The organism is Streptomyces sp. NPDC003035 (assembly GCF_042888285.1).
Lineage (GTDB): Bacteria > Actinomycetota > Actinomycetes > Streptomycetales > Streptomycetaceae > Streptomyces.
On record NZ_JBIAPJ010000002.1, the window covers coordinates 763,120 to 777,129 of the forward strand.

Here is a 14,010-nt window from a genome sequence, read left to right on the forward strand (position 1 = left end):
TCCCTCCACCGATCCACTGATCTTCTGGTTCGGTCAGGGTAGGTCCACAGAGATGACGAAATGCGAAATTACGGCAGTCAGGCGGTGAGCCAGTCACGGAGCCGGGCCTCGCAGTGGACGATCCTGTCCACGATGACGTGCTCGTCCACCTTGTGGGCGTAGATGGGGTCGCCGGGGCCGTAGTTGACGGCGGGGACGCCGAGGGCGCTGAAGCGGGCGACGTCGGTCCAGCCGAACTTCGGGTGGGCGGTGCCGCCGACCGCCTTCATGAACTCGGCCGCGGCCGGGTGCGAGAGGCCGGGCAGGGCGCCGCCGCTGTGGTCGTCGACCACGAACTCGGCCACCCCACAGTCGGCGAAGACCTCGCGGACGTGCGCCTCGGCCTCGGCCTGGGTGAGGTCGGGGGCGTAGCGGTAGTTGACGACGACCGTGCAGGCGTCGGGGATCACGTTGTTGGCGACGCCGCCCTCGATCCGTACCGCGTTGAGGCCCTCGTGGTACTCCAGACCGTCGATGACCGGCTTGCGGGGCTCGTACGCGGCGAGCCGGGCCAGGATCGGGGCGGCCGCGTGGATGGCGTTGGAGCCCATCCAGGAGCGCGCGGAGTGGGCTCGCTCGCCCTCGGTCCGCAGAAGGACGCGCAGGGTGCCCTGGCAGCCGCCCTCGACCTCGGCGTTCGAGCCCTCCAGGAGGACCGCGAAGTCGCCCTCCAGCCAGTCGGGGTGCGCCTCGGCGACCTTCCCGAGGCCGTTGAGGTGGGCGGCGACCTCCTCCTGGTCGTAGAAGACGAAGGTGAGGTCGCGGTTGGGCTCGGGGACGGTGGCGGCGATCCGGAGCTGGACGGCGACGCCCGACTTCATGTCGGAGGTGCCACAGCCCCACAGGACGCCGTTCTCGTCGAGGCGCGAGGGCACGTTGTCGGCGATCGGGACGGTGTCGATGTGCCCGGCGAGGACGACGCGCTCCGCGCGGCCGAGGTGGGTCCGGGCCACGACGTTGTTTCCGTACCGGTCGACGGTGAGGTGCGGCAGGGCACGCAGGGCCTGCTCGATCGCGTCGGCGAGCGGCTTCTCTGTCCCGCTGACGGAGGGGAAGTCGACGAGCGCGGCGGTGAGCGCCGGACCGTCCAGCGTGAGGTCGAGGGGAGCGTTGTCAGCCATGTGCCGACCCTAACCCGGCCTCCAGTACGGTTGGCCCCGTGTCCGAGCCCATCCGCCCCTCCCGCAGCTCCCGCCACGGCCGCCTCGCGAGGTTCACGGCCGCCTTCGTCGTGCTTCTCGGTCTGGCCGCCTATGTGGCCGTGCACTACGTCACGGGCTCCAAGGGCGCTCCGCGGTGCAGCGTGGGCAGTGGCGAGAACACGTACGAGTTCTCGCCGGAGCAGGCGTCGAACGCCGCCACCATCTCCGCCGTGGGCACCACCCGCCGGATGCCCGAGCGCGCGGTCACCATCGCGCTGGCGACGGCGCTCCAGGAGTCCGCGCTGCGCAACATCGAGCACGGTGACCGGGACTCGCTCGGCCTCTTCCAGCAGCGCCCCTCGCAGGGCTGGGGCACTCCGCGACAGATCCTGGACCCCGTGTACTCCTCGGGGAAGTTCTACGAGGGTCTGGCGAAGGTCCCGGGGTATTCGCGGCTGCCGCTGACCGTGGCGGCGCAGAAGGTCCAGCGCAGCGGATTCCCGCAGGCGTACGCGAAGCACGAGCCGGACGCGGCGCTGCTGGCCGCCGCGCTGACCGGCCGCTCGGCCGCGTCCCTCCGCTGCACGACGAGCGCGGTGCCGGAGGGGCGGCCCGGGGACCCGGCGAAGGTGCGGGCGGAGCTGGCGCGGGACTTCGGCGGGAAGGCCGCCCCGAAGGCGACGGCCGGCGGCGACGCCGGGGGGGCGGGTCGTTCCGGGGCGAACGCGAGCGGGGCCTCCCTCGTGCTCTCCGTGCCCGTCCTCGCGACCACCGGCACGGACACGCAGCGCGGCTGGGAGCTCGCGCACTGGGCCGTGGCGCGGGCGGACGAGCTGCGGATCGTGGAAGTCGCGTACGCGGACAAGGTCTGGCGCGCGAGCGACGTCTCGGGGGCCTGGACGAAGGCCGCCGACGACAGCGACGGCACCGTGCGCATCCGGCTCGCGCAGTAGTCGAGCGCAGTAGTCGAGCGCGCGTACGCGCATTCACCCGACCGTGTCTTTCGCCGAGGCCTCGGCACTCACCCGGCGCCCGTGTGTCACTTCCCTTGCCCGCCAAGGGAAGTGACGGTTCGGCAGGGTTCGATCTTCGGCGCGTTCGTCCGCTTTCCTCCCCACCCGATAATGCGATGCATTACGCATCCTTTACCTTCGGCCGCCGCAACCTCTCCCTCCCCCGCCTCGGTTGTCACGGAGTCAGCACGTCCTCTCCGTCGAAGGAGCACCATGTCCCTCCCCCTGACCCGTCGGATCGCCCGCGCCGCACTCCTCGTGGCGGCCGGAGCAGCCCCCGTGGTCGGTGCGGCCGGCTCCGCGAGCGCCCTGGACCACGGCATCGCGCCCACCGGGGCCCTCTCCGGTATCTCCAGCCTGGACGGCGCCGGTGTCGGCGACACCGTCGACGGCGCCTCCCAGTCCGCCACCGGCGTGGCCGGCGACACCGGCAGCAAGGCCGTCGGCAAGGGCGTCCCGGCCGCCGGCAAGACCGTGGGCACGGCGGGCAAGACCGCCACCCCGGCCGCGCAGGAGGTCGCGGGCGAGACCGCGGGCAGCGCGGGCGAGGTCGTCGGCGAGACCGCCGACGCCGCCTCCGAGAGCGCCCCGTCGACCGGTGCCCTCGGCGAGGGCCTGCCGACGGGCGGCGTGCCGTCGCTGGGCGGCCTGCCGATCGGCGGCTGACCTTCCGGCACAGCCGGCCCGTCCGGCACACGCGAGGGCCCGGGGAGCATCACCGCTCCCCGGGCCCTCGCGCGTCCGTACGACGTCAGCCCAGGCGCTTGACGGCCGCCTCGACGCGCTCGTCGGTCGCGGTGAAGGCCACGCGGACGAACCGCTCCCCCGCCGCCCCGTAGAAGTCGCCGGGCGCGACCAGGATGCCCTTCTCCGCCAGGTACGCCACCGTCTGCCAGCACGGCTCGTCGCGGGTCGCCCACAGGTAGAGGCTCGCCTCGCTGTGCTCGATCCGGAAGCCGTGCGACTCCAGGGCCGTCCTCAGGGCCGTCCGCCGGGCCGCGTACCGCTCCCGCTGCTCGGCCACGTGCGTGTCGTCGCCCAGGGCGGCGACGGTGGCGGCCTGCACCGGGGCGGGGGTCATCATGCCGCCGTGCTTGCGGATCAGCAGCAGCTCCGCCAGGACGTCCGCGTCGCCCGCGACGAACGCGGCGCGGTAACCGGCCAGGTTGGAGCGCTTGGAGAGCGAGTGGACGGCGACGATGCCCTCGTACGTACCGCCGCAGACGTCGGGGTGCAGGACCGAGACCGGGTCGGCCTCCCAGCCCAGCTCCAGGTAGCACTCGTCGGAGAGGACGAGGATGCCGTGCTCACGCGCCCAGGCCACGATCCGGGTCAGCTCGTCCTTGCCGAGGACCTTGCCGGTGGGGTTCGAGGGCGAGTTGAGCCAGAGCAGCTTCAGGCCGGCCGGGTCCAGCTCCGTAGGGTCGTCGTAGACGACGGGGGTCGCCCCGCAGAGCCGCGCGCCGACCTCGTACGTCGGGTAGGCGAGGCGCGGATAGGCGACACGGTCCCCGGCGCCGAGCCCCAGCTGGGTCGGCAGCCACGCCACCAGCTCCTTGGAGCCGACGACCGGCAGCACGTTCCGGTGGGTGAAGCCGACCGCGCCCAGGCGCCGCTCGCACCAGCCCGTCAGCGCGTCCCGCAGCTCGGTGGTGCCCCACACCGTGGGATAGCCCGGCGAGTCCGCCGCCGCCACCAGCGCCCGCTGGATCAGCTCGGGAACCGGGTCGACCGGCGTGCCCACGGACAGGTCCACGATGCCGTCCGGGTGGGCGGCCGCCGTCTTCTTGTACGGCTCCAGCTTGTCCCAGGGGAAGACGGGCAGGCGCGAAGAGACTGCGCCCGAGACTGCGCTCACGAGTTGGCTCACTTCCTCGTACGTACGGGGTGACGCGTCGGGGAAACGCGTCGGTCCCGTACAGCGGGCGAGGCCGTACGGGACCGGGGGCGGGGTCGATCAGCCGTTCTGCGGCGGCAGAGCGGCGATGAAGGGGTGGTCCCGCTCGATCAGGCCGAGCTTGGAGGCACCACCGGGCGAACCGAGCTCGTCGAAGAACTCGACGTTCGCCTTGTAGTAGTCCTTCCACTCCTCCGGGGTGTCGTCCTCGTAGAAGATGGCCTCGACCGGGCAGACCGGCTCACAAGCACCACAGTCGACGCATTCGTCCGGGTGGATGTACAAGGACCGGGAGCCCTCGTAGATGCAGTCGACGGGGCACTCCTCGATGCAAGCCTTGTCCTTGACGTCGACACAAGGCTGCGCGATGACGTAGGTCACGCTGTCGTTCCTCCTCGGTAGGGCTGGTCTGCGCGGGAGCGCGGCGTCGTCGATGCCCGCCCCTAGTATCTCCGTTCTCGGGGACGATCCGAACAGGAGGGGCGGAGAAGCCGTGGAATTCACCGCTGGAGGGCGCCTTGAGGTGCGTATTACCCCGGTTGACGTGGGAAAACGTGTCTCAGTTCGGTATGTGACGGACTCCGGCGTCCCGGGCGAGCGCTTCACCGACACGGTCGGTGTTCTCACATCATGGGACGCTGGTGTGCTGCTGATCACACGCAGGACCGGTGAGAGTGTCCGGATCGCGGAATCCGCGCTGGTCGCGGGCAAGGTCGTGCCCGCCGCCCCGGCCCGCAGGCGCGGGCCCGCCGCCTCCTTCGAGGAGCTCGCGCGGGTGACGGCGCGCGCGTGGGAGCCGGTGGAGAGCGAGCGGCTCGGCGACTGGACACTGCGGGCGGCAGCCGGGTTCACCCGCAGGGCGAACTCGGTCCTGCCGCTCGGGGATCCGGGGCTGCCGCTGGACGCGGCCCTGGACCGGGTACGCGACTGGTACGCGCTGCGGGGCCTCCCGGCGTACATCCAGGCGACGACCGGAGCCGAGGGTACGCAGGAACTTCTCTGCGCGGAGCTGGAGCGGCGCGGCTGGCGGCCGGAGGTCTCGGCGGACGTACGGATCGCGGGGCTCGCGCCGGTCGCCGACCTGGATGCCGACGTCTCGTCCGTCCGGCTGTCCCGCTCCGTGGACGAGTCCTGGCTCCGGCGGTACCAGCGGTTCGGCGTGCCCGGCCCCCATGTGCTGAGCGTCCTCTCCAGCGGTCCGAGTGTGTGGTTCGCATCCGTACCGGGCACGGAAGACATACCGGCGGCGATCGGACGCTGTGTGGTGGACGCCCGCTGGGCCGGCTTCATGGCGGTGGAGGTCGATCCGGCGCACCGGCGCCGTGGCCTGGCCACGGTCGTCATGACGGCGCTCGCCCGGCGGGCCCTCGAGGAGGGCGCGTCGGCTGCCTGGCTCCAGGTGGAGGCGGAGAACGACGGGGCGCGGGCGCTGTACGAGGGCATGGGTTTCGAGGTGCACCACCACTACCACCACTACCGAGCGGCGGAGGCATGACCGACTGGCGGGCGGAGTTCGCCGAGGAGGCCCGGGCGGAGCGCCCGGACCTGGCCCGGTTGTGCCTGCTGATCGGGGCGGTGGCGGACGACGGGGTGACGGAGGCCGACCTCGACGCGGCGGAGATCGAACTGGACCGGCTGGCCGGCGAGCTGCCGTACGGCGTGCGGGACCCCGCGGGGTGGGTGACGGCGCTGGCCCGGCTGCTCGGCGGCCGGTACGGCTTCCAGGGCGCCCCGGCCGACTACCAGCGACTGGAGTCCTCGCTGCTGCACGAGGTCCTGAAGCGGAGGCGGGGTCTGCCGATCCTGCTGTCGGTCGTCTGGATGGAAGTCGCCCGCAGGGCGGGGGCGACGGTCTACGGGCTCGGCCTGCCCGGCCACTTCGTCGTCGGCTTCGGCGACCCGGCGGCCCAGGTCCTCGCGGACCCCTTCGCGGGCGGCCGGACGATGACGGGTGTGGACGCGGAGCTGCTGGTGGCGGGCGCGACGGGCGAGTCCCTTGAACCCTCCATGCTGCGCCCCGCGGACCCGCTGGACATCGTGCTGCGCATCCTCAACAACATCCGGGCCTGGGCCTCGCCACGGCCTGAGCGCTCGGAGGTGGCGCTGTGGGCGGTCGAGCTGTCCCTGCTGCTCCCCTCGCACCCGGCGCGGCTGCGCTACGAGCACGCGGAACTGCTGGTGCAGCGCGGTGAGTTCCTCGCGGGAGCGGCGGAGATGGAGGCGTACGCCTCGGTCGTGGACGCGGTCGAGCCGAGCGCGGCGGCCTCGATCCGCCACAGGGCGCGGGCGGCGCGGGCGCTGCTGAACTAGGACGCGGCGCGCTCACTCCGCGCTGCCCTCCTCCTCGTCCGTCCAGTCCGGGATGGTCCAGCGCAGGACGGTTCCGCCTTCGTGGGGTGCGAGGGCGGCGGGGTAGACCTGGCCCCAGGCGCGCTCGCCGTGGTGGCGTACGGAGTGGTCGCCCTGGTCCCAGTCGAGACCGAGCACGGGGCAGCCGGCGATGTCGACGATGCCGTCCAGGAGCGGACGGGTCCAGGCGGCGCGGTGGAGACGGTGGTAGTCGGTGTGCGCCGCCACATCGGTCACGAGTCCGATCCCCCGGCCCGGCCCCGTCCGGTTCCACGCGCTGAGGCGCTCCGCGAGCGCCCGGGCCTCGGGCAGCGGCAGATCGAGCCAGCCGTACGGGCCGGAGCCCCAGGCGGTGTTCACGATGCGCTCACCCCCGAACGCGGCGTGGGCCTCTTCCTCGTACCGCCCCCAGTAGGTCAGATCGGCGAGACCGTCGACCGACTCGCCGGCCAGACCGACGAAGGAGTCCAACGCCCGCGCGTCACCGAGGACCATGCCGCACCGGTCGACGGGCAGGTCCCCCAGCGGGAGCGGCCGCTCGTCCCGCGACCGCGGCCAGGGAAGGCCGAGGTCCACCTCCAGGACGGACACCGTCGGTTCGCCGTCGAAGGGGGACGGCGAGGTCCGCGCACGCACGCGTAGCGGACGGTCGGTGGTGGCCGGTACGGCGACGGCCTCGCAGCTCCACGCGGCGGGCTCGGTCCCCTCGGGCCCGTACAGATGCCCGCCACCGCTCGCGGCCACCGCGCCGGCGCGCTCGGACAGGGGACGGCCCACCTCGGGCCACTGGTCGATCGAGCCGGCCCCGCCCAGGACCAGGACCCCGGAGGGAGCGGTCAACGCTCCGAGGTCGACGTACGTCCGTGAGGTCCCCAGGGTGTCGGTCATGGGCCGATTGAACCGCACGGCGCCGCGGTTGCCGACGTGCTGGTCGCGTTGGCACGAGCAGGACCCTACGGAGCGTAACGTGATCCACACCCCTGTGTGACCGGTCCACCACGCGGAGCGAAAGGCTCACGATGCAGACCCCCTACGGCCCCGGCACCTTCGTCGCCCATACCGGCACCGACGTCTACGGCCCCGGCAAGGTCATCGGTGTGGACGGCGTCCATCGGCGGGTGCGGTTCGTGCACTTCGCCGCCACCGTCCGTGCCGACGACCTGCGCCCCGCCTCGCCCCGCGAGACCAAGGAGATCCAGGAGTGGCTGCGGGCGAAGAAGCGGCGGTACGGCGGGAACTGGTGACAGAAACAGGACGGGAGCCCCACCCGGTGTCCCCGGGTGGGGCTTCGGGTGGGGCTCCTCGGTCGACGCGTACGGAGCGTCAGCCCTGGCCGGTGAGGTCGATGACCTTCGTCCGCTCGGCCTTGGTCTTGCCCATCAGGGCGTCGCGCATCACGAAGGCGACGTCGTCGGCGGTGACCTGGTGCTTCTTGCCGTCACCCTTGGTGATCATGATGCCGTCGAAGACTCCGTCGAGGAGCTTCTCGATCGCCTGCTTGTCGTAGACCTCCACCAGGCGGCCGTTGACGGGCTTCATGGAGAGGATCTGCGGCAGCGACCGCGCCGGGCCGAAGTCGATCTTCTTCGAGCCGGCCTTGATCGTGATCACACCGGACATGGCGGGCTGGGCGAACTCCTTCATCGCCCGGTCCAGCTCGGCCTGGGTGATGGTGGGCTCGCGGGTGACGACGGGCAGTTCGACGGCCTTCGACGTCCCCGTCTGGACCTGGGCGCGGAACGCGTCCTTGACGAAGATCATCGACCGGGCGACGTCCAGGCCCTTGCCCGGCTTGCCCGGTACGGCGGTGACCTTGTTCGGGGCGAAGGTGATCGTGCCCTCGGTGGCCGTGCCGGACGTGCCGGAGACGTCCTTGAGGGCGACGGCCAGCTTCTCCTCGTCGACCGGGATCTTCGGCTCGGCGACGCGCTCGCCGCCGAAGAGGGTGCCGATCACGGAGACCGGGTTGTAGTCGCTGCCCGCGGCGGCGCGGACGGTCTCCTGGCTGTCGAGGGAGAGACCGGCCTTGTCCGGGGCCAGCTCGACCGTCTTCCCGTCGACGCTGAGCGTGAGGGGCTTGTGGGCGCGCTTGCCGAGGGTGGCTTCCAGCTTGTCGACCGCCTCCTCCTTCGTACCGCCGCCGATGTCGACACCGAGGACGGTCGTGCCCTTGGGGACGTCGGAGTGGTTGAGAAGCAGGCCGGCGCCGTAGGCGACTCCGACGATGCCCAGGAGCCCGGCGCCGACGAGGACGAGCTTGGAGCGGCCCTTCTTCCCCGGGGCGGAGGAGGCCGCGGGCGTCGCCGTCCTGGGGGCGGCGGGCGCCGGGGCGCCGCCGACGACCTCGGGGGCCGAGAAGCCACGGTCCGGGCCCGAGGGGCCGGACGGCACGACGGGGATGCCGCTGGTGAGCGTGTCTCCGGAGACGTGACCGCCGCCGGGGCCCGGGCCGGGCGGGGCCATGGGGGCCGGGTTCTGCGGGGTCAGGACGGCGGTGTCGTCCGACATGCGCGGCGCTCCCGGGAAGGGACCGCCGCCCATCGGGCCGCCACCCGCCGGACCGCCACCCAGCGGACCACCGGTCACCGGGCCACCGGCCAGCGGACCCGCGCCCGTCGGACCCGCGCCCATCGGGCTGCTGCCGGTGACGGGCCCGGTGGTCGGGCCGTTCGGCGCCTGGGGGGCGGACGGGGGGTACGGGGCGCCGTCGGGGCCGTACGTGGCCTCGTCCTGCGGCGGTGTCGAGAGGAACATCGGCGTACCGGCCGCGGGCGTCGCCGCGATCGAGGCGCCGCCGACCGTCGGGATGCCGCCGGTCGCGGGGCCGGCGAACCCGGAACCGCGGGCCGGGCCGCCCGGGGCCGGGGGCCGTACGCCCGGAGCGGGCGTACGCCGCGGCGCACCGGAACCGGCGCCAGGAGCGGCGCCCGGAGCGGCGCCGGCTCCCCTGCCGGAGGACCCGGAAGGCCCGGGGGGCGTCGACGGTCCGGAGGGTGCCGACGGTGCGGAGGGCGCGGCCGGAGCGGCGGCCGGGGTCGACGCCGAAGGAGCGGCCGGCTTGCGCGGGGCGAACCAGTCGCTGGTGGGCTTGTCCTCCGCGTTCGGCCTCGACTCCGCGGCCGGAGCCGAGGGCGCCGGGGCCGGGACAGGCTTGGGTGCCGGAGCCGCCTCGGCGGCCGGCTCACGCGTCGACGGCGCCTCGGACTCCGCCTCCCCGACCGGCTTGCGGACCACCACGGGCGGGATGGGCCGCGAACCCGGAATATTGATCCGGATCCGGGTGGTCAGCGTGGTCTCGGTCTTCGGCTCCTCCGGCTGCGGCGGAGCGGGCGCGGCAGCGGCGCCGGGCACGTCGTCGGACCCGTCCTGCGTGGGGTGGAGCGACGGATACTGACGGGATCCGTACGGCGGTGTACCCGACGGGTACGCGGCTCCACCGCGCCCCTGGGCGCCGGAGGACGAACTGTCAGTCTCTCGACCAGTTTCACGACTCAAAGCAGGTTCTCCCGGTTGGCTCCACCGCCCGCTCTTGCTGGTGCTCGTGTACCCGGGCGGCTCGGCGGCGCGCACCACCATACTGGCCGTCGCCGCCAGGCACCCGACGGCCGGGGATCGAGCACGGGGCATTCCGGCCGAAGTCCGGGCAGCCCTTCACAGAAGCTCCGCTCAACTCGGCCTGTTCACGAGGTCGGTCGCGGCGGCCGCGAGAAGGTGGCGCACATCACAGCGATGGCCATGCCGCCGAGAAGGTAGACCATCTCCGCGACCCCGCCCGCGAAGACGCCGTCGCCTTCCGGCCGTCCCAGGCCGAGCAGCACGATGGCGGCGAGCCAGCCCGCTCCCGGCGCCACGAGGCCCAGTTGGGTGTCGGTGGCCCGCAGACCTCCGTAGAAGACTCCCGCGGTGGCGAGCAGTGCGACGAACAATCCGCCGGGGATCCAGGCGGCTTGGGCGAGCGAGCCCGCCGCGCCGACGAGCGCGCCGAGGACGAGGAGAAGGACGTACCAGACGACACGGACGTTCACGGCGTCACCACACCCGCGAACAGGTCGGTCTCGCGCACGCCCGCCGGTGCGCCGGGCGTGCCCTTCACCAACTGGTAGTGCTCCGTGGTGAAGATCGGCTGGCCGAGGTCGTTCGAGAGGGCGAAGAACGGCCCGTCGACGGCGATTTGGGTGACGTGGGCCCGCATCGCGGCGGCCTTCCGCGCCGCCCACTCCGGATCGCCGTCGATCTCGGCGGTGATCAGGGACTCGTCGACGACTCCGGGGACGTCGTCGATCGCGGCGATGCCGGGGAAGTCGGTGCCCTCGGCGCGCAGCCGGGCGAAGGCGGCCTCGGCGACCGGGCGCGGGACCCGGTTCCAGTAGATCTTCGCGACGGAGTGGGCCGGGCCGAGGTCGGGGCGGTACGAGGCGTCCGCCGCCAGCTCGGCGGCGCGCATGGCGACGCGGTGGGCCTGGATGTGGTCGGGGTGGCCGTAGCCGCCGTCGGGGTCGTAGGTGATCAGGACCTGCGGGCGGGTCTCGCGGACGATCTCGACGAGGTACGGGGCGGCGGTGTCGACGTCGGTGTTCCAGAAGGCGTTCTCGCGCCGGTTCTGCTCGACGCCCATCATCCCGGAGTCGCGGAAGCGGCCGGGACCCCCGAGGAAGCGGTGGTCGGTGACGCCCAGCTCCTTCATCGCGGCGGCGAGTTCGCCGACGCGGTGCGCCCCGAGCCGGTCCTCCCGGTCGGGTGCCAGATGGGCGAGCCCGGGCGGGATGACCTCGCCCTCCTCGCCGAGCGTGCAGGTCACCAAGGTGACCAGCGCGCCCTCTTCCGCGTACCTGGCCATGGTGGCGCCGTTGTTGATCGACTCGTCGTCGGGGTGCGCGTGCACCAGGAGCAGACGACGGGCTGGGAGAACCGTCATGGCCCCACCCTACGAGGCGGGGCCCGGATCGCGACGGCAGGCCGGAGATCCCCAGGTCAGAACTTGAGGCCGCCGATCATGCCCGCCACGTTGGTGGTGAGCGTGCTGATGGACGGGGCGATGGACGAGCTCGCCAGGTAGAAACCCAGGAGCGCGCAGACCGCCGCATGTCCAGCCTTCAGCCCGGATTTCCGGATCAGCAGGAAGACGACGATCGCCAGCAGCACCACCGCCGAAATCGAGAGTGCCACGGCGGTTCACCTCCATACTTCTTCGGTCGGATATTCGGACGGTCAGTTCGGCGAGCATGTGCCAGGTGTCCCTTACCCACCTAGCGCTACGGATCATAACTATGTGTGGCTCCGCATCGATGGTGACGGGGGCACAGGGGGGCGCACAGCGCTAGGTTCGGTCGCATGACCTCCAGGCAACAGCGGTCGTACCCGCTCTCGTTCCCTCGCCAGTACGCCCGGACGCAGCGCTTCACCCTGGGCGTTCCGCGTGCGTTCACGGTCTCCCCGGACGGTGAGCGGGTGGTTTTCGTGCGTTCGGCGTCCGGTACGGACCGCTCGCACGCGCTGTGGGTGCTCGACCTCGACGGCACGGCGGACGGGCCGCGGGAGCGGGTCGCGGCGGATCCGGAGGCGCTGCTCGGGGGCGCGGACGAGGAGTTGTCGGCCGAGGAGCGCGACCGGCGGGAGCGGAGCCGTGAGGGCTCGGGCGGCATCGTGGGCTACGCGGTGGACGCGGCGGTGGAGTTGGCGGCGTTCGCGCTGTCGGGACGGCTGTTCGCGGCGGAGCTGAGGGCGGGGACGGCGCGGGAACTGCCGGTGCCCGGGCCGGTGATCGATCCGCGGCCGTCGCCGGACGGCCGGCACATCGCCTATGTGACGCGGGGCGCGCTGCGGCTGACGGCCGTGGACTGGGAGGGCGACCGGGCGCTGGCCGAGCCGGAGGACGCGCACACGACGTACGGTCTGGCGGAGTTCGTGGCGGCCGAGGAGATGGGGCGATCGCGGGGCTTCTGGTGGTCGCCGGAGTCGGACCGGCTGCTGGTGGCGCGGGCGGACGACCGGCCGGTGCGCCGGTGGTGGATCTCGGACCCGGCCCACCCGGACCGGGAGCCGCGCGCGGTGCCGTATCCGGCGGCGGGCACGCCGAACGCGGAGGTGCGGCTGTACGTGGTGGATCTGGCCGGGGAGCGTACGGAGGTCGAGTGGGACCGCGAGCGGTATCCGTATCTGGCCCGTGTGCACTGGTCGTCGGGCGGGCCTCCGCTGATCCTCGTACAGGCGCGTGACCAGCGCACCCAGCTCCATCTGGCGGTGGACGCGGCGACCGGGGCGACCCGCACGGTGCATGTGGACGAGGACCCGGTGTGGCTGGAGCTGCTGCCGGGGGTGCCGGCCTGGGCTCCGGACGGGCGGCTCGTCAGGATCGCCGACGAAGGGGGTGCGCGGGTGCTCGCGGTCGGGGACCGCGCGCTGACGGGGGCGCAGCTCCAGCTGAGGAACGTCCTCGACATCGGGGAGAGCGACGTCCTGGTGTCGGCCTCGGCCGGCGAGGAGGCGGCGGAACCGGAGACCGGGGAGATCCATGTCTACCGGGTCGACGAGCGCGGTGTGGAGCGGGTCTCGGAGGGGACCGGAGTGCACTCGGCGGTGCGGTGCGGAGCGGTGACGGTGCTGGTCTCCGCCCGGCCGGACTCGCCGGGGAGCGTGGCGCGGGTGCTGCGCGACGGCGCGCAGGTGGCGGTGGTCGACTCGCACGCGGAGACCCCGGTGCTGTCGGCGCGGGTACGTCTGCTGGAGGGGGGCGCACGGCGGATTCCGTGCGCCGTCCTGCTCCCGTCGGGGTACCGGGAAGGTGACGGACTCCTGCCCGTGCTCATGGATCCGTACGGAGGTCCGCACGGTCAGCGGGTGCTCGCGGCCCACAACCCGCATCTGACGTCCCAGTGGTTCGCCGAGCAGGGCTTCGCGGTGATCGTGGCGGACGGGCGGGGTGCTCCGGGCCGGTCTCCCGCCTGGGAGAAGGCGATCGCGCACGATCTGACGCCCACGCTCGACGACCAGGTCGAGGCGCTGCGGGCGCTGGCGAAGGACTTCCCGCTGGATCTGGGGCGGGTGGCGATCCGGGGCTGGTCGTACGGCGGGTATCTCGCGGCGCTGGGGGTGCTGCGGCGGCCGGACGTCTTCCACGCGGCGATCGTGGGGGCGCCGGTCACCGACATGCGGCTGTACGACACCCACTACACGGAGCGGTATCTGGGGATGCCGCAGGAGCGCCCGGAGGTGTACGCGGCGAATTCGCTGGTCACCGATGACGGTCTGTCGGCGCCGGAGAACCCGGCGCGGCCGATGATGATCATCCATGGGCTGGCCGACGACAATGTGGTGATGGCCCATACGCTGCGGCTGTCCTCGGCGTTGCTCGCGGCGGGGCGGCCCCATGAGGTGCTGCCGTTGACGGGCGTGACCCATATGACGCCGCAGGAGCAGGTCGCGGAGAACCTGCTCCTGCTCCAGGTGGACTTCCTGAAGCGCTCGCTGCCCACGGGCTAGGTGTATTGATCACGAGCGTTGTTAACGCTGCCTGGTCTTGATCATGGCGAAGACCTCCGGTGTGGTGGAGGTGTCTAGGCTTCACCGCACA

14 protein-coding genes are annotated in these 14,010 nt (G+C 72.7%); 6 read left to right on the top strand and 8 right to left on the bottom strand.

What is annotated here, in order from left to right; genetic code table 11:
- Positions 1–77: 77 nt before the first annotated feature.
- The gene (gene dapE, locus ACFYV5_RS09625; RefSeq protein WP_355105838.1) at positions 78–1,160 is read right to left on the bottom strand and encodes a succinyl-diaminopimelate desuccinylase; all 1,083 of its coding nucleotides are present in this window, start codon (positions 1,158–1,160) and stop codon (positions 78–80) included.
- A gap of 38 nt (positions 1,161–1,198) precedes the next feature.
- On the opposite strand from dapE, the gene ACFYV5_RS09630 reads away from it, so the two are divergent.
- Both ACFYV5_RS09630 and ACFYV5_RS09635 read left to right on the top strand, forming a co-directional pair.
- Positions 1,199–2,134, top strand: a complete 936-nt coding sequence (locus tag ACFYV5_RS09630) for a hypothetical protein (RefSeq protein WP_389166306.1) — start codon at positions 1,199–1,201, stop codon at positions 2,132–2,134.
- 273 nt (positions 2,135–2,407) lie between these two features.
- The gene (locus ACFYV5_RS09635) at positions 2,408–2,860 is read left to right on the top strand and encodes an ATP-binding protein (RefSeq protein WP_355105834.1); all 453 of its coding nucleotides are present in this window, start codon (positions 2,408–2,410) and stop codon (positions 2,858–2,860) included.
- An 85-nt stretch (positions 2,861–2,945) separates the two neighbouring features.
- Here ACFYV5_RS09635 and ACFYV5_RS09640 read toward each other — a convergent pair whose 3' ends face one another.
- Together ACFYV5_RS09640 and fdxA are read right to left on the bottom strand one after the other, a co-directional pair.
- Positions 2,946–4,052 carry a bifunctional succinyldiaminopimelate transaminase/glutamate-prephenate aminotransferase gene (locus ACFYV5_RS09640; RefSeq protein ID WP_389166310.1) on the bottom strand — a complete coding sequence of 369 codons (1,107 nt, stop codon included), beginning with the start codon at positions 4,050–4,052 and terminating at the stop codon, positions 2,946–2,948.
- Positions 4,053–4,151: 99 nt separating this feature from the next.
- Positions 4,152–4,472: a ferredoxin gene (fdxA, locus tag ACFYV5_RS09645; protein WP_003985062.1), complete on the bottom strand. Its 321-nt coding sequence runs from the start codon at positions 4,470–4,472 to the stop codon at positions 4,152–4,154.
- 112 nt (positions 4,473–4,584) lie between these two features.
- On the opposite strand from fdxA, the gene ACFYV5_RS09650 reads away from it, so the two are divergent.
- Positions 4,585–5,586, top strand: coding sequence for a GNAT family N-acetyltransferase (locus ACFYV5_RS09650; RefSeq protein ID WP_389166313.1), 1,002 nt, complete (start codon positions 4,585–4,587; stop codon positions 5,584–5,586).
- On the top strand, positions 5,583–6,401 hold the full coding sequence (locus tag ACFYV5_RS09655) for a tetratricopeptide repeat protein (protein WP_389166316.1): 819 nt from the start codon (positions 5,583–5,585) through the stop codon (positions 6,399–6,401). Before ACFYV5_RS09650 ends, ACFYV5_RS09655 begins: the two co-directional genes overlap by 4 nt.
- Before the next feature lie 12 nt (positions 6,402–6,413).
- On the opposite strand, the gene ACFYV5_RS09660 is transcribed toward ACFYV5_RS09655, so the two are convergent.
- Complete coding sequence (locus ACFYV5_RS09660) at positions 6,414–7,328, bottom strand: hypothetical protein (protein WP_389166319.1); 915 nt, start codon at positions 7,326–7,328, stop codon at positions 6,414–6,416.
- 131 nt (positions 7,329–7,459) lie between these two features.
- Here ACFYV5_RS09660 and ACFYV5_RS09665 point away from each other — a divergent pair, with 131 nt between their 5' ends.
- The gene (locus ACFYV5_RS09665; protein WP_355105823.1) at positions 7,460–7,684 is read left to right on the top strand and encodes a hypothetical protein; all 225 of its coding nucleotides are present in this window, start codon (positions 7,460–7,462) and stop codon (positions 7,682–7,684) included.
- Between the two features lie 79 nt (positions 7,685–7,763).
- Here the strand turns inward: ACFYV5_RS09665 and ACFYV5_RS09670 are convergent, their stop codons facing one another.
- The 4 genes from ACFYV5_RS09670 to ACFYV5_RS09685 all read right to left on the bottom strand — a co-directional run bounded on the left by ACFYV5_RS09670 (position 7,764) and on the right by ACFYV5_RS09685 (position 11,606).
- Positions 7,764–9,791 (bottom strand): hypothetical protein, encoded by a 2,028-nt coding sequence (locus tag ACFYV5_RS09670; protein ID WP_389166323.1) that lies wholly within the window; start codon positions 9,789–9,791, stop codon positions 7,764–7,766.
- Between the two features lie 329 nt (positions 9,792–10,120).
- Positions 10,121–10,465: a DUF6113 family protein gene (locus tag ACFYV5_RS09675; RefSeq protein ID WP_355105819.1), complete on the bottom strand. Its 345-nt coding sequence runs from the start codon at positions 10,463–10,465 to the stop codon at positions 10,121–10,123.
- Positions 10,462–11,355, bottom strand: coding sequence for an N-acetyl-1-D-myo-inositol-2-amino-2-deoxy-alpha-D-glucopyranoside deacetylase (mshB, locus tag ACFYV5_RS09680; protein WP_389166325.1), 894 nt, complete (start codon positions 11,353–11,355; stop codon positions 10,462–10,464). Before mshB ends, ACFYV5_RS09675 begins: the two co-directional genes overlap by 4 nt.
- 56 nt (positions 11,356–11,411) lie before the next feature.
- Positions 11,412–11,606 (bottom strand): hypothetical protein, encoded by a 195-nt coding sequence (locus tag ACFYV5_RS09685; protein WP_137993529.1) that lies wholly within the window; start codon positions 11,604–11,606, stop codon positions 11,412–11,414.
- Between the two features lie 165 nt (positions 11,607–11,771).
- Here ACFYV5_RS09685 and ACFYV5_RS09690 point away from each other — a divergent pair, with 165 nt between their 5' ends.
- Positions 11,772–13,919 (top strand): prolyl oligopeptidase family serine peptidase, encoded by a 2,148-nt coding sequence (locus tag ACFYV5_RS09690; protein WP_389166328.1) that lies wholly within the window; start codon positions 11,772–11,774, stop codon positions 13,917–13,919.
- The last annotated feature ends 91 nt before the right edge of the window (positions 13,920–14,010 follow it).

What these genes read in the sequence shown, in the direction of transcription:
- mshB (WP_389166325.1), bottom strand. Translation starts at nt 11,355, where the DNA reads ATGACGGTTCTCCCAGCCCGTCGTCTGCTCCTGGTGCACGCGCACCCC.
- ACFYV5_RS09690 (WP_389166328.1), top strand. Translation starts at nt 11,772, where the DNA reads ATGACCTCCAGGCAACAGCGGTCGTACCCGCTCTCGTTCCCTCGCCAG.
- ACFYV5_RS09660 (WP_389166319.1), bottom strand. Translation starts at nt 7,328, where the DNA reads ATGACCGACACCCTGGGGACCTCACGGACGTACGTCGACCTCGGAGCG.
- ACFYV5_RS09655 (WP_389166316.1), top strand. Translation starts at nt 5,583, where the DNA reads ATGACCGACTGGCGGGCGGAGTTCGCCGAGGAGGCCCGGGCGGAGCGC.
- dapE (WP_355105838.1), bottom strand. Translation starts at nt 1,160, where the DNA reads ATGGCTGACAACGCTCCCCTCGACCTCACGCTGGACGGTCCGGCGCTC.
- ACFYV5_RS09665 (WP_355105823.1), top strand. Translation starts at nt 7,460, where the DNA reads ATGCAGACCCCCTACGGCCCCGGCACCTTCGTCGCCCATACCGGCACC.
- ACFYV5_RS09635 (WP_355105834.1), top strand. Translation starts at nt 2,408, where the DNA reads ATGTCCCTCCCCCTGACCCGTCGGATCGCCCGCGCCGCACTCCTCGTG.